General features: G+C 43.5%; 13 protein-coding genes. 6 read left to right on the plus strand and 7 right to left on the minus strand.

All coding sequences use genetic code 11. The features are described 5' to 3' along the window. Positions 1 to 1,245, minus strand: a 1,245-nt coding sequence (locus tag VB714_RS24340; RefSeq protein ID WP_323227520.1) for an adenylate/guanylate cyclase domain-containing protein, incomplete at its 3' end; no start/stop codon positions are given. 35 nt (positions 1,246 to 1,280) lie between these two features. After that, entirely contained in the window at positions 1,281 to 2,231 is a 951-nt protein-coding gene (locus VB714_RS24345) for a MoxR family ATPase (protein ID WP_323227521.1), read from the minus strand. A 90-nt stretch (positions 2,232 to 2,321) separates the two neighbouring features. Here VB714_RS24345 and VB714_RS24350 point away from each other — a divergent pair, with 90 nt between their 5' ends. After that, the gene (locus VB714_RS24350; protein WP_323227522.1) at positions 2,322 to 2,927 is read left to right on the plus strand and encodes a PAP/fibrillin family protein; all 606 of its coding nucleotides are present in this window, start codon (positions 2,322 to 2,324) and stop codon (positions 2,925 to 2,927) included. Here VB714_RS24350 and VB714_RS24355 read toward each other — a convergent pair. Next, on the minus strand, positions 2,910 to 3,731 hold the full coding sequence (locus VB714_RS24355) for a hypothetical protein (protein ID WP_323227523.1): 822 nt from the start codon (positions 3,729 to 3,731) through the stop codon (positions 2,910 to 2,912). The genes VB714_RS24350 and VB714_RS24355 overlap by 18 nt on opposite strands. A 391-nt stretch (positions 3,732 to 4,122) precedes the next feature. On the opposite strand from VB714_RS24355, the gene VB714_RS24360 reads away from it, so the two are divergent. Continuing rightward, entirely contained in the window at positions 4,123 to 6,828 is a 2,706-nt protein-coding gene (locus tag VB714_RS24360) for a phycobilisome rod-core linker polypeptide (protein WP_323227524.1), read from the plus strand. A 33-nt stretch (positions 6,829 to 6,861) separates the two neighbouring features. On the opposite strand, the gene VB714_RS24365 is transcribed toward VB714_RS24360, so the two are convergent. Beyond that, positions 6,862 to 7,572 carry a RibD family protein gene (locus VB714_RS24365; protein WP_323227525.1) on the minus strand — a complete coding sequence of 237 codons (711 nt, stop codon included), beginning with the start codon at positions 7,570 to 7,572 and terminating at the stop codon, positions 6,862 to 6,864. A 357-nt stretch (positions 7,573 to 7,929) separates the two neighbouring features. Here VB714_RS24365 and VB714_RS24370 point away from each other — a divergent pair, with 357 nt between their 5' ends. Next, positions 7,930 to 10,056: an ATP-binding protein gene (locus tag VB714_RS24370; protein ID WP_323227526.1), complete on the plus strand. Its 2,127-nt coding sequence runs from the start codon at positions 7,930 to 7,932 to the stop codon at positions 10,054 to 10,056. A gap of 33 nt (positions 10,057 to 10,089) precedes the next feature. Here VB714_RS24370 and VB714_RS24375 read toward each other — a convergent pair whose 3' ends face one another. Continuing rightward, positions 10,090 to 11,139 carry a Gfo/Idh/MocA family oxidoreductase gene (locus VB714_RS24375; protein WP_323227527.1) on the minus strand — a complete coding sequence of 350 codons (1,050 nt, stop codon included), beginning with the start codon at positions 11,137 to 11,139 and terminating at the stop codon, positions 10,090 to 10,092. Between the two features lie 65 nt (positions 11,140 to 11,204). Next, positions 11,205 to 11,930: a ribonuclease III gene (rnc, locus tag VB714_RS24380; RefSeq protein WP_416309784.1), complete on the minus strand. Its 726-nt coding sequence runs from the start codon at positions 11,928 to 11,930 to the stop codon at positions 11,205 to 11,207. A gap of 240 nt (positions 11,931 to 12,170) precedes the next feature. Between rnc and xrtO the strand changes: the two genes are divergently transcribed. From xrtO to VB714_RS24395, 3 genes are all read left to right on the plus strand, one after another. Next, positions 12,171 to 13,688: an exosortase O gene (gene xrtO / locus VB714_RS24385; RefSeq protein WP_323227530.1), complete on the plus strand. Its 1,518-nt coding sequence runs from the start codon at positions 12,171 to 12,173 to the stop codon at positions 13,686 to 13,688. Positions 13,689 to 13,755: 67 nt separating this feature from the next. Then, a complete protein-coding gene (locus VB714_RS24390) occupies positions 13,756 to 16,554 on the plus strand; it encodes a TIGR02921 family PEP-CTERM protein (RefSeq protein ID WP_323227532.1) in 2,799 nt (932 codons plus the stop codon). Positions 16,555 to 16,635: 81 nt separating this feature from the next. Further along, entirely contained in the window at positions 16,636 to 17,856 is a 1,221-nt protein-coding gene (locus VB714_RS24395; RefSeq protein ID WP_323227533.1) for an MFS transporter, read from the plus strand. Here VB714_RS24395 and VB714_RS24400 read toward each other — a convergent pair. After that, entirely contained in the window at positions 17,853 to 18,707 is an 855-nt protein-coding gene (locus VB714_RS24400) for a CHAT domain-containing protein (RefSeq protein ID WP_323227535.1), read from the minus strand. The genes VB714_RS24395 and VB714_RS24400 overlap by 4 nt on opposite strands. Positions 18,708 to 18,777: the final 70 nt, after the last annotated feature.

Consider the following 18,777-nt stretch of genomic DNA (forward strand, 5'->3'; position numbering starts at 1 on the left):
TCCTTTTCCCTTGACTTCGATCGCGCCTCGTGCTTCAAAATCAAACTTATCTTTTAACTGTTCGTAAACCCTTTGGGAAACCTGAATTTTACCCGGAATGCCGAGAGATTCCATGCGACTTGCGGTATTGACTGCATCCCCCCAAATATCATAAACAAATTTTTTCTCCCCAATGACTCCGGCGATCGCATCCCCAGAATTCAAACCAATGCGTAAATCAAACTGATAAGCATTTTTAGCATTCAATTTTGCCATTGCTTCTAGCATAGCCACAGCTAAATTAGCCGCATTTTCTGCCGGATTTTCTAGGGGTTTGGGTAAACCTGCAACTGCCATATAAGCATCCCCTACAGTTTTGATTTTCTCCATCTGGTAAAGATCGCTCAAGCGATCGAAGCAGGAAAAAACATCATTGAGAAGCGTGACAACTTCCTGCGGAGAAACTTGGCTAGAAAAGCGCGTAAAATCAACCAAATCGGCAAAAAGAATCGTCACATTTTCATATTTTTCGGCAATTAGTTCGGGTTTATTTTTTAGTTGTTCCGCGATCGCCCGAGGGAGAATATTTAATAATAATCTTTCCGATTTTGCCTGTTCCTCTAGCAAAGCTATTTCTGCTTTTTCTCGCTGTCTAATTTCTGCCGTTAAATTAAAATTGTTGCGACGGAGTTCCATTTGTCCGATCGCCTGACGACTGAGGGATTGCAGGGCGTTTAATTGTTCTGGGGTCAATTCTCGAGGTTTGTTATCGATCGCGCAGAGAGTCCCCAAAGGCAACCCTTCCGGAGTCACCAAAGGCGCACCGGCATAAAAGCGAATATCGGGATATTGCTGCACCAAAGGATTGCGCTCAAAACGCTTGTCTTCGAGGGCATTGGGTACAACCATCACTTTTTCCGGTTCGAGGATGGCATGGGCGCAAAATGCCGCATCTCTGGGAGTTTCCTCTGCATCCAGTCCCACCTTAGATTTAAACCATTGGCGATCGCGATCGATCAAACTAATCAAAGCAATGGGAGTGCCGCAAATTTGGGCAGCAATGGCAGTTAAATCATCAAAATCTTGTTCCGGTAGCGTATCGAGAATCTGGTATTCTTGTAGAGCTTTGAGGCGATCGGTTTCATTCTCTGGAAGCGGCGCAGGAACCGTGACAGGAGGTAATATCGGGGCAGATTTGACAGATTGTTTCAACCCCAAACGCTTTAAAAAATTGGCGATCGCTTTCACAAAATTATTTAAAAACAAAATTTTCCTAAATTAAAAATCGGGAAATTACAATCTTATCGAGGCACTGGAACTTGTTTGAGTAAAGAGGCAATTATCGCCTCTATTTTTACCCCATCTAATTGAGCTTCCGGTTTAAGGATAAAACGATGGCGCAACAAAGGGGGCGCGATCGCCTTAATATCATCCGGGGTAACAAAGTCCCGTCCGGATAACCATGCTTGTGCTTTACTGGTCTGCAACCATGCTACAGTTGCCCGTGGAGAGGCACCCAAAGCCAAATCGGGAAGTTGGCGGGATTTCTGTATCAATGCTAACAAATAATCTAAAACCCGCTCCTCAATTTTCACCTGCTGCATTTCCCTACGGGCTGCGATAATTTCCTCGACTCGCGCGATCGCGTCAACCTTAAGCAAATCGAGACGATGGGCGCGAAATCCCTTCTGCACATTGAGAAGCATTTGTTTTTCCGCTTGGGGATCGGGGTAGTCAATATGCAGTTTAAATAAGAAACGATCCAACTGCGCCTCGGGGAGAGGATACGTCCCTTCAAATTCCAACGGGTTTTGCGTCGCAATGACCCAAAATAACTCGGGGAGAGGCAAAGTTTCCCCATCTAGGGTAACTTGTTGTTCTGCCATTGCTTCGAGCAGTGCTGCTTGAGTTTTGGGGGGAGTGCGGTTAATTTCGTCAGCGAGGAGAATTTCTGTAAAAATAGGACCTTTTTTCAAGGTAAAATTGCGACTATTAAGATCGAAAATATTGGTTCCTAAAATATCTGAGGGCAGAATATCGGGGGTCAATTGTACCCGACGAAAATCAGCACCGATTAACTTAGCCAACAATTTAACCATCAGGGTTTTCCCTGTCCCCGGTACTCCTTCGATAATAACGTGACCTCCACTTAATAAAGCAACGAGCAATTGCTGTACGACGGTTTCCTGACCGACAATGAGTTGGGAGAGGGCTTGACTCAGATGGGTAAAAATTGATTTGTCTGGGTTCATAAGAGGCGATCGCATTCAGGGCAGCAGTTTAACTAACCCGTATTTTAGCTAGAATGAGGACTTCTGTAGAGGAGAGACAGAATTGAAACAATGGATAAGAAAACTGCATTACTCGGGGCGCTTGCTGGCAAAAATCGCGGGCTTCTTGCAAACGAACTTGATAAAATTGCCATTTTGGATGCGATCGCGAAATTAGAAGACGAAAATCCGACCCCAAAACCCGTGAAAGCGACGCATTTACTGGAGGGAGACTGGCGCTTACTCTATACCACCAGTCGCGAATTGTTGGGATTGGATCGCTTTCCTCTCTTGCAATTAGGACAAATTTATCAATGCCTGCGTCCAGAAACAGAAAAAGTTTACAATCTTGCAGAAGTTGTTGGCGTACCCTTTTTGGAGGGTTTAGTCTGCGTAACGGCGACTTTTTCTCCAGCTTCTGAACGTCGTGTTAATGTGAAATTTGAACGCTCAATTTTTGGCTTACAACGCTTTCTCAGCTATCAGTCTCCCCAGGAAATCATTAAAAAAATTGAATCGGGTCAAAAGTTCCCTCCTCTTGATTTTAGTATTGCCAGCCGCGATCGCCAAGGTTGGATTGATATTACTTATCTTGATGATAATTTACGCATTAATCGCGGTAATGAAGGAAGTGTTTTTATTTTAACAAAAGACAAGGGATTAGGGATTAGGGATTAATTGCTTGACTAATTGAGAAGCTGTTTCTAGAAGATTAGGATTAATGTTAGAATGTAAGCGATCGCGTTCTTGAATTCCCTTCACGATACCCGCAAGATCGGCGTTTCCTTTTCTGGCTCCCAAGCCATTAACCGCACATTCAATCTGTCTCGCACCTGCGTCTACAGCAGCTAAGGAATTCTCAACAGCAAAACCGAGATCGTCGTGACAATGGACGGAAATAATACAGCGATCGCAATGGGGAACGCGATCGCGAATATTATAAATCAGTTGAGAAAAGGTGTCTGGTGTCGCAACTCCCAAACTATCAGCAATATTAATTGTCGTTGCACCACTGGCGATCGCAGTTTCTATCCCTTGACAGAGAAAATCAAAAGAACTTCGGGTTGCATCAAAAGCCGTCCATTCAATATCTTGACAATAATTTCGCGTTAAATTAATACTGGATTTAATTGTTTCTAAAGTTTGTTCTTGACGAAGGCGATCGGAGAGATTAACATTAGCATAAAGGTGAATACGCCCTTTTTTAGCATTTTTGATAGATTCAACCGCTTGTAATACTTCTGTTTCTTTTGCTCCTGCTAAAGCGCAAATTTTCGCTTCTTCAAGTTGTTGAGAAATTGTAACAAGTTCTGCAAAGTCTTTGGAAAACCGACTGGGATAACCAATTTCAATGATATCAACCCCCATCCTTTCAAGTAATTGTGCGATTTCTAGTTTCTTACGTTTGTCAAAGCAAACACCAGCCATCAATTCTCCATCTCGGAGAGTAGTATCGAAAACAAGTATTTTTTCGCTGGACATGATTTTCTTGAATTAAATAAAGATAGACTGCGATCGCGATCGCCTTGTTAATTTTACGCTGACGGGCAAAGCTCAATTTTCGGAAAACCCCGATCCTCCTCATGACTCGTTGCGACGACCCGCGATCTGAGCAATTGACCAAGCGATCCTACACACTTCTTAACAAAGGCACTCAGGAAACCCGAAACGTTCTAATCTAAAAGCTGACCGAAATTTTAACAAAAGCGTTTAATCAAGAGACTATACGCGATCGGTATCGAGGGAGACTCCCCGGTTTGGGGGCGGTTGCACCGAAATGGTAAAACCGTATCGATCCCGAAACCAAGCAGATGTCTCAATACCGAAAGCGATTAAACCGTCAACCCTTGAATAGGAGAAAGCTGAACAAATTATGACTATTACCGCAAGTGGTGGAAGTTCTATTGCACGTCCCCAACTGTATCAAACCTTACCCACATCCGCGATCGGCCAAGCAGAACAGCAAGATCGTTTTCTCGACTCGAGAGAATTGGGCGAACTGAAAGGATTTTTTGATTCTGGGAACAAAAGACTCGCGATCGCCGCGATCGTGACCCGAAATTCTGAACTCATTGTTTCCCGCGCAGCCAACCGCATTTTCACAGGAGGCTCCCCTTTAGCTTTCCTAGAAAAACCCCCAGAAGACGAACGAGAAATGGCGGTCGAAAAATTGACAGCCATTGGTGCAGGGAAGAACCTTCAAGAAGGCATGACCCTAGGTACCGTTACCTATGCAGAGGACAGTGGAAGCAGCAACAACGGTGGATTCTTAGGCGGACTGCGTTCTGCTTTGTTCTCCACCGGCTCAAAAGTAGAAGTTCCCACCGGATTTCGACCCATTAACATCGCCCGCTACGGTCCTCGGAATATGCAGAAATCCCTACGGGATTTATCCTGGATGTTGCGCTATGTGACTTATGCCATTGTCGCAGGCGATCCCAATATTATTACCGTGAACGTGCGGGGACTGCGAGAAATCATTGAAAATGCTTGTTCGAGTGCGGCGACTCTTGTGGCTGTTCAAGAAATGAAAGCAGCAACTCGCAAATATTTTAACGATCCTGAAGCCCTGGACATTCTCGACACCTACTTTGGAGTGGCGATCGCAGAATTTAAAGCTGCACTTCCTTCAGATAAAGTGCGCCAACGCAGTTCTGTAGATCAACAAGGTTTGCAACTTCCCCAGAGTTTCTTTAACGCAGCAGAACGGCGGCAAAAATTTGTCATGAAACCCGGTTTGTCGGCGATGGAGAAAAATGGCATCATCAAAGCCGCCTACCGACAAGTTTTTGAGCGGGATATTACCCGCGCTTACAGCCTATCGATCTCTTACTTGGAATCTCAAGTCAAAAACGGCGATATTTCCATGAAAGAGTTCGTGCGTCGTTTAGGGAAATCCCCCCTCTATCGCAAGCAATTCTTTGAACCCTTTATTAACAGCCGCGCCCTGGAATTGGCTTTCCGTCACTTCCTCGGGCGCGGTCCTTCTTCAAGAGAAGAAGTACAAAAATACTTTGATATTGTTTCGAGTGGTGGATTTGCCAAACTGATCGATGCTTTAATCGATTCCCAAGAATACGCCGATTACTTTGGGGAAGAAACGGTTCCCTATCTGCGAGGATTGGGTCAAGAAGCGCAAGAGTGTCGCAACTGGGGAATGCAGCAAGACCTGCTCAACTACAGCGCCCCCTTCCGCAAAGTTCCTCAATTCATCACCACCTTTGCTAAATACGATCGCCCCTTACCGGATCAGCACGTTTACGGTTCCGGAAACGATCCCCTGGAAATTCAATTTGGCGCAATTTTCCCCAAAGAAACCCGCAACCCCAGCAGCAGTCCCGCACCCTTTGGCAAAGATACCAGGCGCTTGCTCATCCATCGCGGACCTGCAACTGATAGCCAAGTCAGCAACCCCAAAGCACGGGGCGAGTTTCCCGGTTCTTTAGGCGCAAAAGTCTTCCGGTTAACCGGACTGCCTGGAGAGAGTAACGGCATCAGCGTTAAATACTCGGAAAGCAGCACTCAAAAGGTACTCAAGGCTTGTTATCGGCAAGTTTTCGGTCGGGATGTCTACGCCAGTCAGCGCCAAACCGTTGCCGAAATTCGCTTGGAAAATGGCGATATTACTGTGCGGGAATTCATCAAGTTTTTGGCGAAATCTGATGCTTTCCTCAAGACTTATTGGACTCCTTTCTATGTCGTCAAAGCCGTAGAATACATTCACCGTCGCCTCCTCGGTCGTCCTACCTACGGTCGTAAGGAGATTAACGCCTACTTCGATATCTGTGCCAAAAAAGGCTTTTACGCCCTGATTGATGCCATTATCGACAGTGTAGAATATACCGAAGCCTTTGGCGAAGATACTGTTCCTTACGAGCGTTATGTCACCCCAGGGGGAATGAGCTTACGGATGCGTCCTGGCTCGATCGCGCCGGATTATTCCACCAAGGTAACAGTAACGGAAACCCCCCGCTTTATCGAACTCGGTCACGTTGGCGATATGCGTGGCGACAAAGATATTCAAGTTCGCGTCAATCAAGGGGTTTCGGTGCAACGCCAGCAAACGAAGATCTTCAAACTGATCGATCGCAACCGCATCGCTGTGGAGAATCTGGCGGCGGCAGCTTATCGGCAAATCTTCGAGCGGGATCTGTCTCCTTATATCGTCCAAACTCAGTTTACAGTTCTCGAGAGCAAGCTGACGAATGGGGAAATTACGGTGAAGGAATTCATCGAAGCGTTAGGCTGTTCCGATCTGTATATTAAGGAATTCTATACTCCTTATCCCAATACTAAGGTTATTGAGTTGGGTACAAAGCATTTCCTCGGACGCGCCCCTCTCAACCAGAAGGAGATCCAATCCTACAATCAAATTCTGGCTACTAAAGGGATTCGCGCTTTCATCGGCGCAATGCTGAACAGTATGGAGTATCTGCAACTCTTTAATGAGGATGTGGTGCCTTATCGTCGCTTCCCCACCCTCCCGGCGGCGAATTTCCCCAATACCGAACGCTTGTACAACAAGTTAACCAAACAAGATTCGGAAATTGTTGTTCCGAGTTTTGAACCGGTTGTTTAATTTTTAATTCTTCGATTGACGATCGACCCTCTCCTACAATGGGAGAGGGTTTTTTATCGCATAATGCAAGAAAACTTCTTCCCCCATCGTTTCGGCACTCAAAAGGCGTAATTTCTGAGGCGATCGCAAAGAAAAACCCGTTCCTTCCACAATGGTCGGTGCATCTTTTCCTCCCACCAAAAAAGGGCAAATCGTTAGCCACAATTCAGTAATTAAGTCCGCAGTCAGTAACGAGGCTACTAATTCTCCTCCCCCTAAAATGGCAACGCGGTGCAAGCCTAATTGATAGAGTTGCTGAAAGGTCGATCGCCAATGATTATCCGTATCAACGCTAATAATGCGATCGAAACAAGGACTATTTTGCCAGAATATTTCTCCTGGAGTCGAGGTGATTAACCAACGCGGAATGGGTTGTCCGAAAAAACGCCATTGAGGATCGAAATTCGCCGATCGCGAACAAACAATATGGATGGGTTGGTCGGGTTTATTTGCTTCTCGTCGTTGTTCGAGGAGTTGGCGATCGCGCAAGGGAAGACTGGTTTGATAAGCCTGTAATGTCCCCCGGCCAAATAGTACCCCATCAACTGAGGCAATTTGCCCCTCCAAATGCTCCCGATCGGCCTTCGACCCAAAACGTGCCGGCGATCGCTGGCGATCGGAAATTTTGCCGTCTGCTGTGGCCGCTAAAATGGCGATCGCATCAGGCATCTTCACAATTTCCTTCACAATTTTTTTGCTCTCCATATTTCTACCCACAGAGAAAATTTCTCAAATCAGTAATTTTGCTCAGTAAAATCCGTAACTTGGCTCAATAGAGGTGCATCTTTACCAACTCTTCACAGGAAATCTAGGGAAATCCATCAATTCTTTAAAAAAATCCCTGATTGTGATACTTATCATTGATAATAATTCCCACTTTGAGTAAAGCCATTTTTCCACGATTGTAATTTGTCCGGCTAAAGAGCGAAATGCAAGGGATAATTGGAAAGGGAGGCAATATCGCTTGATGGATCGCATCTATTTTTCAATTAATCTCCAACGCTCCTCTCATTATCCCGCGATCGCCGAGCAGTTGGGATTGGCTGCACGTAAAATAAATCTATGGCTAAGTCTTTCCGTCGAATTTTACTGTCGCGTTTGTTGATGCTCAGTGTCCCCACTATTTTATTGGGGGTGAGTACCACTTATTTCGTCACCTACAGAAAAGCACGTTCTGGGTTGCTCGAAACCGCTCGTCAAAATCTTACAGAAAGTGCGGTTAGGAGAGGAAAGGAAATTAATGATACAGTTGATGCGCTCAAGGCCAATATGGTCACAGCGAGTAATACGACGGTGTTAAGAAACGGCGATCGGCAACAATATCGGCAATTTTTGACACAATTAAGCAAACAACTCCCAACTCAAATCGAATGCGTGCAACTGATTGATACAGCAACAAAGGAGAACTTAGAAAGTACCTGCACAAGGGAAAATTTAGTGGATTTCTCGACAATATTCCCATCCCAGCAAGCCGAAAATGGTTTGCTTCCCCTCCATCAAGTTGACGTTCAAATCTTATTACCCAGTATCTCAGATACAAAAAATCCTAACACAACCAACAATTGTCAAGAGCGAGAAATCAATATTAATGATAACCCATTAAGACTCACTATTAGCGTTCCTATCTACAACACAAACCAACAACTCAATTCATTGCTTGTTGTGCGATCGCTGATTATTGAACCCACTATTATTGAACCTGGATCTCTGTCAGGAAGTACGGCAATTATCAATCAAGAAGGAAAAATTCTGGTTCATCCCTGTTCGGAACGAGTAGGAGGCAATATTGAACTAGAATCCGATGAAGATGCTGGACGCTTGCAAGCCATTATTAAAAAAGTACAAGACGGAGAAAAGAATTTTATCCATCTTTTTTCTTTTGAGAAAAAAGGCTCTGAGTTATTAGCAGGTTATGCCGGAATTCCCAGTCCACTTTCAGACGAAAGAGGGCAAACTTGGGTTGTTTTAACCATGACTCCTTTACAAGATGCTCTCGCTGCTTTGGGGGATATTCAACGGGTTCTCTTGAATTTATTGTCCAGTCTGACCTTAGTTTTGATTTTGGGGACAATTGCGATCATATTGTATGTTTCTCGTGAAATGGCAAGACCTCTCGAAGCCTTAAGAAATCATGTTATAAATCAAGACCCGTTACAATCTCAAGACCCCATTCCTCATAATTTTACTGTTCACGAGTTTAATCAACTGGCTCGGGCTTTTAATGATACGATCGATCATATTCGAGATTCCTATTCTCTGGTCAATAGAACCCTAGAAAATGCGATGAGAACTGCGACAGATTTAAAAGCAGCAGAAGCAAGATTACAGGAGTCTTTAGAGTCTGAAAAACTTGCCAATGAACGTTTAGAAAGAGCAACCGAAAAACTACAAAAGTCTTTGAAAGCAGAAAGATTAGCTGGCGATCGCCTCCGAGAGGTTTTGCGTCTCATTTCCGATCAATTTGGCAACCCTCTCAATGGAGTCATTGGCAATCTCGATCTTTTGAGAATTGATCTAGAGGATGGACTCGTCGAAGCTGGGGAAGAAAATGAGGAACTCGAATTAGCCTATAAATCTGCCATTAAACTTTATGAGAGACTGAATAAAATCTCAAAAATGTTTTCCATTGCAGATAATAACTTTTTTGCTGATATTCAATCGGTTCACTTGAACAAAATTTTGCAGAATATTAGTGAAGAATATTATCCAAAAATTCAAGAAAAAGGACTAGATTTTGATTTTCAAATAGGAGAATATGAGGATATTATTATTTTTGCCGATCCCGATAAGTTAAAAGAGGTAATCGCATCTTTAATCGATAATGCAATGTACCATACCCACACTGGGCAAATTTCCCTCAAGACTCATGTTGAAAGTGTTGAAGAATCATCAATTCAAGAGATTTCCTCGAGTAATAATAATGCGAAAGGAAATTCTTTTTATGTGACAGGACAACGAGCCTGTATTATTATCCAAGATACGGGATCGGGTATGAGTCCAGAGGAAATAGAAAGCCATAATAACCCGCAGAATAAACGCACAACAACAGGATTGTCGATTGTTACCGCTCGCATTTTGATGGAAATTATGGATGGTCATATTTTCTTAAGTAGTGAAGGAAAGGGAATGGGAACAAGTGTTCAATTTTGTCTTCCTACTGCCAAAAGATATGATATTGAGAAGAAATGATGAGAAGAAATGAGAATAATATTAATGCAAATATTAACTCAAAAAAATATTTTCTCCTCCTTGTTGGAGCGATCGCGTTAAAGCGTCGAGAATTTTCACCAATTCTAAACCTACCCAACCCGAGGAAATGGGTGAAGGAGTTTGAGTTTGAATGCTTTCGATAAAGCGATCGCAAACCCGACCGAGAGGTTCATAAGTATCAAGAGTGAGGGTTTCTGTCGCGATATCAGTGGGGATAAAATCAGTTTCTTCTCGCTTAAATGTACCGCGCTGTAAAGTGAGAAGAGAATCTGTTTGCATCTCATCAAAAATCAATGTACCGCGATCGCCTACCGCACAGAGTCTTCGTTGTTTGTCGGGGTTACACCAACAGAGGTGAATCTGTGCCTGAAATCCTCCAGGATAAGTTAAAGTGACCCAAACCAAATCGGAAAGCGGGAGTTGCTTATTTTGCTTATGAGCGGGAAATTCCATTTTTCCCTCCGGTTGCAACCAGATATTCCCGATCGCGCGAACGCAAATCGGTGTTTGTCCCAGCCAATAATTAAAAATTCCAATATCGTGAATGGCTAAATCCCAGAGCGCATCCACATCTTGACGGACGGGAGCTAAGTGAGTTCGGGAGGCATAACCATAGCGTAAATTACCGATCGCACCGTCGGCGATCGCCTTTTTGCCTCCCTCTACTGCGGGATTAAAAAGATAGGTATGATCGACGAACAATTGTAACTGTTTTTGTTGGGCTAACTGACACAATTCCAGGCATTCTGTCGGCTCGAGGGTTAAGGGTTTTTCGGTAAAAACGTGATAGCCCAATTGCAAAGCATCGAGAATGAGAGCATAATGAGTTGAGGCTGGAGTGGCAATAACCACGGCATCAATACTGGAATGCTCTCGAATCGATTGCCAACTTTCTGCTAAAATGGTGTTTTCCCCAAGGCTAAACCGCTCTCGACACTCGGCTAATTGTTCCTGATGAGGATCGACAATCGCAATCAAATGTACTCGGGGATGGTTGGCAAAGTTGCGAACTAAATGTTTTCCCCATCTTCCGACTCCTAAAATAACAATTCCTAGACTCATTGATTAAATTCTCCCATCGCTAATCTGTCGCTAATACTAACTAAAATATGAATAGAGGGTTTGGATTAGGGTTTGGAGACCAAACCCCTACCCGTTATTTCTAAAAAAGCCTCTTTTGCTGCTGCTTGTTCGGCTGCTTTTTTTGAGGGTCCTGTCCCTTTCCCCAAGCATTGTTCTTTCAGCCAAACTTCAGCCGTAAATCGTTTTTGACTATTTTGCTCTTTATGGGTCTCTCGGACGCGATATTCGGGTAAAACTTTATGATTGCCTTGAGTCCATTCTTGCAGTGCATCTTTATAGTTGTAAAAGGCTGGATCTTGACGAACTTCGATCGCCTTCTCTTCTAGGAGAGCATCTAACCAAGGTCGCACGAGTTGCATAGTGTGAACACTTAAGTATAAAGCGCCGAGAATGGCTTCAAAGGCATCAGCTAAACGAGATTGACGACCACTTGCATTGGCTGCTGTACCCGAGGAGACGAGGAGATAACGCTCGATCCCGTAGCGATCTGCGAATTCTGCTAAAAGGCGATCGCTGACTAAAATGGAGCGAATTGCTGTAAATTCTCCCACGGGAGCATGAGGGTATTTTTCGAGTAAGATTTCTGAAGCGGCCAAACGTACCACTGCATCGCCCACAAATTCTAATTGCTCGTAGTTATGATTGCGATCGTAACTGGAATGAGTTAACGCTAAATTAAGTAGAGTATAGTCTACTTGAGCTTTTGCGGGCAATCCTAATTTCTGCACTAAGGTTTGCAATTGCTTTGTGCGTCGGGGGTCATTCGACATGAATAATGTTGCAAGGTTAACATTCTTCTCATTATAAGTGACGATCGCTACCCCAAACTGTATTGAGTCGCGATCGCACAAGTTTTGCAAGTATCAAGTTTTCTTTGTGATTTCTCTCGATTTTCTGAGATTGCCTTATTTTTCCTTAGAGTAAGATACTATGCGGAAATTCAAGTTAATTTAGAAAAATTTCATTCGATCCGAAATAGAGTTAAGAGACACTGTAGGGAGGAAAAACTCGTGGGAAATAGTCCAAAGATGGAAACACAGAAAACCGCGATCGCCTTCAGTTGCAGCTTGCTTGTGGCTGTTTGGCTAATCGTTCATTTTTCGACCCTCAGTTGGTTTTATACTGCATTTCGCTCTGCTTCTTCAATGGAACAGTTGGCGATGTTTGGGGTGGGAGTCGTTTTGGGGGGTGCGATCGGGGTTTCTTTTTATCGGAAACCTGAAAAAATCTCATTAATTCCCACAATTTCGATTTTGCCGATCGCAGTAATTATCGTCAGTTTGTTGGGTGCGATCGTTCTCAAATTATTGGGGAATATTGAACAAATTACTGTATTGCTTTTCCTGTTGGGAAGTTATGGGATTTTAGGATTATTTATCGATCGCGATCGCTGGAAAAAAGGGCTTCCCCTTGCGGCGATCGTTGCTTGTATTATCCCTTTAAGTCCTCCGTTAGGCAGTGGTTTTGGGGGATTACCCTTGCGGGTTTTAACGGCACATTGGGTAGAGCAATTTCTCTCGGTCGGTCAAATTAGCGCTATTTCTTCCCATGATATTATTATACTCGAAAATGGCATTGCAGAGGTCGATCTTCCCTGTAGTGGCATTAAAAGTATTTGGGTAGGAACGCTATTTTTTCTCGGTTTAACCTGGATTGATAAGCGGGTTATGAATTGGCGCTGGCTGTTGCTGGGTTCGGTTAATATCATTCTTTTGTTTAGTGCTAATTTGTTGCGAGTTTTGCTTTTAGTCATTGTTGCAGATGTTTTCAAACAACCCAATTTTGCAACTTTACTGCATCTTCCTTTAGGTTTATTTGGTTTCATTCTTGTTTGTGGGATAACGTGGAGTTTATCGCGTTTTCTTCCTCGCAGTACACCATTTAAACCGTTATCAATACCTTCCCAAACACCCTTAAAGAGAGGTGAAATTGTTCATCAAGGCAAGCACTCAGTATTCATACAAAAAGGAATGTTAGGGACTGCGATCGCCTTAGCTATTGTTTATCATTTTCTCCCGATTCAATCTCCTCAACTTATAGAGGCGATCGCGCTTCCGGAATCTGTTGATACGGCATTAATTGAACTGACTTCTGCGGAACAACGATTTTTTACCAGTTATCCCGAAACAATAGCGGAAAAACATCATTTTAATTTTGGCGATTTATCGGGTTCTCTTTTAGTGGTTGCAAATACATCTTGGCGTAGTTATCATCCTCCAGAACTTTGTTTTATTGGTAATGGCTTAAAGGTCGATCGCGTCGAGAAAAAACAACTTTCAACGGATATTATAGCACGCTGGCTCTCTTTACAAAACGGTCAACTTTCTGCAACTTATTGGCTGCAATCAAAGGGACAAACTACCGATGATTTTTATCGTCGCTTGTGGCAACAATTTTTTACGGCTAACGATCGCTCTTGGATATTGGTTTCTATTCTCTTCGATCGCAATATAAATTCCAATAATTCTCTCCTGCAAGAGTTTACCACAGAAATTTACAATTCTATCGACGGAGGTGCCTTAACTTGAAAATCTTCAACATTGCATCATTGTATCGAGTCTCAAACCAAAAAATATAGCTATTCACAGAAGAACAATGAATCGACTAAATCGACTAAAAGGATATTTTTCATTTTTTTCCTATACTATCTTTGGCGTTTGGAATATTGCCTTTATTTTGGTCATTTATGTTGGGATTTTGCCCAATATTGGTATCTCGCTTATGCAGGCTGTTGCAGCCGGAGAAATTCATTGGCAATTTCTAGTTACTTTTTTAGGATTTATCGCCGTAATTACCAATTGTACATTTTTAGGAGGTTGGTATTTCTTTAAACGTCCTTATTCTCTCTTACAATTCTTTTATGGTATTGAAGCGCCATTTTTCTTATTGTGTATCGTGCGTTTATTCGCCTTACGAGAACTAAATCCAGCCAGCAGTCATATTTTAACAACACTTCTTTGGGGAATCTTTGCTTTTTTCCTATATTTAATTGGCGGTTATCTTGGCAAGAAAGAAAGAATTTCTCAACCCCGAAGACATATCTTTGCATTTTACCAATTAATCAGTCACAGTTTATTAATTATCATCGGCGTTTATACTGCACTGTTACTCCTTTTTTATGCTGTTCCGATCGCTTGGTGGCTACTGAAAGGATTCTTTGCTTTTCAATGGTTAGGTGAATTATTCTCTGCATTAACCGATCCGACTTTTTATGGTTATTTTTGGGTATTTATCATCTTATTCCTGGTCTTTATTTTTGGATCGACACTGTTTATTTTTATGCCTTTTGCCTTTGCACTATTTTACATTTCTGCTGGGCGAAAAGTGTTGTCTGAATTTGCAGAACAATATGGCCAGAAAATTGCGATCGCCGGTGCAACAGGAACGATCGCAGTTTGGTTAACTCTCTTCTTTTCCCTGCAACAACAACCCCAAAATCAAGCCTTGGAATGGTTAGCAGAAATGCCGACAACTAATAGCGATCGCACTGCACTAATCGCCAAATCTGACAAAATTCGCGAAGGCTTAGTGAATGCTTATTTACTGCCTTATCGTTACATCAGTACATGGGAGGAAAATAATCATATTCAGGAGATGTATCGCGGTAGTTTTAATCTCTCTATCGAGAAAGCGAATAGACTGCAACAAATGTATAATCAGTTAGCATCCCCTGTTTTATATCAAGGCGATCGCAGCGATGTAGGATTAGCAGAAACACTCTATTCTCAGTTTTTTGATACTCCCATTCAAAATGGCGATCGCCAAGCCGTTGTTAAGGCTTTAACTTCAACTGCAAATCGTGCCGAAGCAAAGGCAGGATTATTAGATATTGAAGAGAAAAAAGTGCTGTTAACAACTCAAGAAATCAATCTTTCTGAACATCAAGACTGGGCAGAAATTGAACTCCATGAAGTCTATGAAAATCAAACTCCCGAACAACAGGAAATTTTTTATTCCTTCTCCTTACCCGAAAGTGCAGTTTTAACGGGATTATGGTTAGGAGAAACTGGCGATCGCGACTCTCGTTATGTTTATCAAGTTTCCCCTCGGGGTGCCGCACAACAAGTCTATAATGATCAAGTACAACAGCGAGTCGATCCTGCATTACTCGAACAAGTTGGACCGCGACAATATCGCCTGCGTGCCTTTCCTATTCTTGCCAATCAAGTTGTTAATGGTAAACTAGAAGCACCAGAAATGCACCTTTGGTTAACTTATCAAGTGCTACAACAAAAGCAAGGCTGGGCTTTACCTCAACTGTCACAAAAACGCAATATTTTCTGGACAAATAAGACAAAACGTTTCTTGAATGCGAAAAAACAACGAGGATATAAAACTTGGTTGCCTGCTTTTCTCCCCAGTTCAAACCCCGTTCCTTTACAACCCCATAACATTGCTTTTCCTCAAGGCTATCAACTCATTGCTAACCCTTTAGAGGCATCAGAATATGTATTTCCCAAAGGAACAAAAATTGCTGTTCTTTTGGATACTTCCTATAGTATGAGAGAACGAGTTCAAGATATTGCAAAATCCTTAGAATGGTTGACAAATGCAGGATTTTCTGGTAATAAAAAAGCAGACAATGATGCAGACTTGTACTTAACAGGAACATTAAATCTAGAACCCCAACGCATTGACGATCTCGATCGCGTTAATCTCGCAAATCTTGTCTTTTATGGGACCATTCAACCCCCAGAAATGCTGCAACAATTTCAGCGCTTGCAAGGAACAACTCAATATGATGCTATTCTCCTGTTAACCGATGCAGGCACCTACGAACTCTCCGACGATGATGCCGAAGTCCCTGAAATTGATATTCCTTTGTGGATGGTACATTTAGGAGGTAAATTTCCCCCAGCCTATGGCGATCGCGTCCTTTCTACCCTGCAAGATAGTGGGGGAGGAGTAGCAGTAGAACTCTCAGAAGTTTTGCAAAGATTGGCGACTCGCGCAACATTAAATGCCGTGAATGTCATCGATCGCTATGCTTGGAAAGTCGAAAAAAGCGATCGCCAAAATGAAAAGAAAGATGGGTTTTCTAGCATTGCTGCGCGACAGTTAATTGTAGGACTGGGACAGCAGTTAGATACCCAACAAGTAGCGAATTTGGATATCCTTCACGATATTGCCAAAACTAACAGTGTCGTCACGCCTTATTCCTCAATGATCGTCTTAGTGAATGACCAGCAAAAAGAACAATTAAAACAAGCTGAAGCCAAAAGCGATCGCTTTGAACGAGAAGTAGAATCGGGTAAAGAAGAACTCACTTCTCCCTTTAATCCTTTTGAAGTTTCTGCGGTACCCGAACCCGAATTATGGGTTTTATTAGGGTTAGGTGCGATCGGTTTGCTACTCGTTATTTGGCAGCGTCGCCGGGTTTTAGTTGAGGAATAATGGGTTATTTTTCATTACGATCTCGAACAATTCTGACCAGATGATGAAAGAATGGTCAAGAACCCAGAATGAGCAACTTTAATGCGAAACCTGAAAGGATTTTTTGACCTTCCCCTCCGCTTTTGGATCGTTGCGGCGATCGCCTTTATCAATGCCGTTAGTTTCACTATTCTTATTCCCATTCTCTACCCCTATGCCAAACAATTTGGCCTCAGTGATTTTCAAGCCAGTTTACTCATTTCGGGTTTCGCCATTTCCCAATTCTTAGCTACTCCTATTCTCGGACGTTTCTCCGACTTTTGGGGGCGCAAACCCGTCCTTATTATCAGCCTTTTAGGAACCGTCGCAGCCAACCTTCTCGCCAGTTTCACCCCCATTGTTAGCCTGCTATTTTTAGCCCGCATTCTCGACGGCTTAACCGGGGGAAATAACTCCATCGCCAGCGCGATCGTCAGCGACACAACCACCCCAGAAGAACGCCCCAAAGCCTTCGGACTCCTCGATGCAGCCTTCCGATTAGGTTTTATGACCGGGCCCGCCATTAGCTATTTTGCTCAAAGCCTGCCCCCTTTTCCTGGGGTTTCACCCTTGGGAATGAGCTTTTTTGTCGCTGCTACCATTGCCGCGATCGCCACGGGACTGACCTGGGTATTTCTACCGGAAACCCTTCCCCAACGGCAAAAAATTCGCATTAGTTGGAAAATCTTCGGCTTTGGCAAAATCTTCACCTCAATTGGTCGTCCCATCGTCGGTCGTCTTTTCCTGCTAACCTTTTTTAGCGGCTTCACCTTCACCATTTTTACCTTTGCCTTGCAACCCTTCTTCCTCAATGTCCTTGGTCGCAATGCCAAAGAATTAGCCATCCTGTTTACCTTGGTGGGAGTCGTCGGTGTAATTACCCAAATCTTTGCCACAGAACCCATTACTCGCCGCTTTAATCTGGCTGCGATCCTTTGTGTCACTTTAGCAGGACGGGGAATTACCTTTCTCCTCATGCCTCTATTTCCCTCACTCACAGTATTTCTTCTCTTAGGTGTGTTACTCAGTGCCTTTAATGCCTTTCCCATGCCCTTAATTAACGCCATTCTCTCTGTTCAAAGTAGCGATCGCGAACAAGGAGAAATCCTCGGTATTAACTCTTCCTATCTCAGCATCTCTAACGCGATCGGTCCTGCAATAGCGGGTATTTTAGTCAGTTTTAGTTATGTTATTCCTTTTTGGATTGCTGGATTTCTAACCTTACTAACGGCGGGATTTGCTTTGAGTCTTAGAGGGCTTGTGGGTTGTCAAAAAGCGAGTTAACGCCAATCTCCTTGAATAGTAAATGCTGCCCATTTATAAGGAAATTCCCCATTTTTCCACATTTTTAACTGTGCTTCTCGCAAGGCAGAAATAGCATCTAAATCTTTTTCTAACATTTGTTCGTAATAATTGCTCATTAAGTTCGCAGTCGCCGCATCATTCACATTCCACAAACTCACTACGACCCGTTTTGCTCCCGCATACATAAAACCGCGAGTCAAACCTACGACTCCTTCCCCACTGACAGCCTCTCCGATGCCCGTCTGACAAGCACTGAGAACCACTAACTCGGCATTGAGATCGAGGTTATAGATATCTTGCAACCGCAATAAACCATCTTGAGCCTTGCCTTTCTCGTCGTAAAGTGAGAGAGTCAAACCAGAACGCAAAGGATCGTCATCAATACAACCGTGGGTAGCGAGGTGTAAGATTTGATATTGAGAGAGATCGCCGTTTAAGGCTTGGCTGCGGTTGGCAGAGAAACCAAGGGCGAGGAATTCTTGGTCATCGGGAACTAAAGCGAGGATGTTTTCCGCTTCTTTTTGGGTGTTGGGGAGGCGATCGAAGGCACTGCAACCACTGCGAAATAAACTGAGAAGGGGATTTTCTGCGGTTGAGGGTGATGCTTCCCCAGAAAGTCGCGGATCGCGGGGGGAAAAGACAGGATCGGCAAGGACGGCGATCGCTTTGGGGGCAGGGGTGCGTTTTGCCCATTGACTGCGTTGTGCCTCGAGACTGGAAGCAGAGGAAAGGTTGATAATTTCGTGGTTGGCCAGTAGGGGCGCAATGCTTGCCATTGGTGTCAACTTAAGGGGAGAAAGCGAAAAACAAAAGGAATCGGAAAAAACCAATGAGAAAGAGAAAGAGAGGGTAAGATCGAGAAATCACCAGAGAAGAAAGAATGATGAAAAAGCGCTCAAA

Origin of the sequence: Spirulina sp. 06S082, from assembly GCF_034932145.1 — a bacterium.
GTDB lineage: Bacteria > Cyanobacteriota > Cyanobacteriia > Cyanobacteriales > Spirulinaceae > CCY15215.

What these genes read in the sequence shown, in the direction of transcription:
- VB714_RS24360 (WP_323227524.1), top strand. Translation starts at nt 4,123, where the DNA reads ATGACTATTACCGCAAGTGGTGGAAGTTCTATTGCACGTCCCCAACTG.
- rnc (WP_416309784.1), bottom strand. Translation starts at nt 11,930, where the DNA reads ATGTCGAATGACCCCCGACGCACAAAGCAATTGCAAACCTTAGTGCAG.
- VB714_RS24365 (WP_323227525.1), bottom strand. Translation starts at nt 7,572, where the DNA reads ATGGAGAGCAAAAAAATTGTGAAGGAAATTGTGAAGATGCCTGATGCG.
- VB714_RS24355 (WP_323227523.1), bottom strand. Translation starts at nt 3,731, where the DNA reads ATGTCCAGCGAAAAAATACTTGTTTTCGATACTACTCTCCGAGATGGA.
- VB714_RS24375 (WP_323227527.1), bottom strand. Translation starts at nt 11,139, where the DNA reads ATGAGTCTAGGAATTGTTATTTTAGGAGTCGGAAGATGGGGAAAACAT.
- VB714_RS24395 (WP_323227533.1), top strand. Translation starts at nt 16,636, where the DNA reads ATGCGAAACCTGAAAGGATTTTTTGACCTTCCCCTCCGCTTTTGGATC.
- VB714_RS24390 (WP_323227532.1), top strand. Translation starts at nt 13,756, where the DNA reads ATGAATCGACTAAATCGACTAAAAGGATATTTTTCATTTTTTTCCTAT.
- VB714_RS24345 (WP_323227521.1), bottom strand. Translation starts at nt 2,231, where the DNA reads ATGAACCCAGACAAATCAATTTTTACCCATCTGAGTCAAGCCCTCTCC.
- VB714_RS24350 (WP_323227522.1), top strand. Translation starts at nt 2,322, where the DNA reads ATGGATAAGAAAACTGCATTACTCGGGGCGCTTGCTGGCAAAAATCGC.
- VB714_RS24370 (WP_323227526.1), top strand. Translation starts at nt 7,930, where the DNA reads ATGGCTAAGTCTTTCCGTCGAATTTTACTGTCGCGTTTGTTGATGCTC.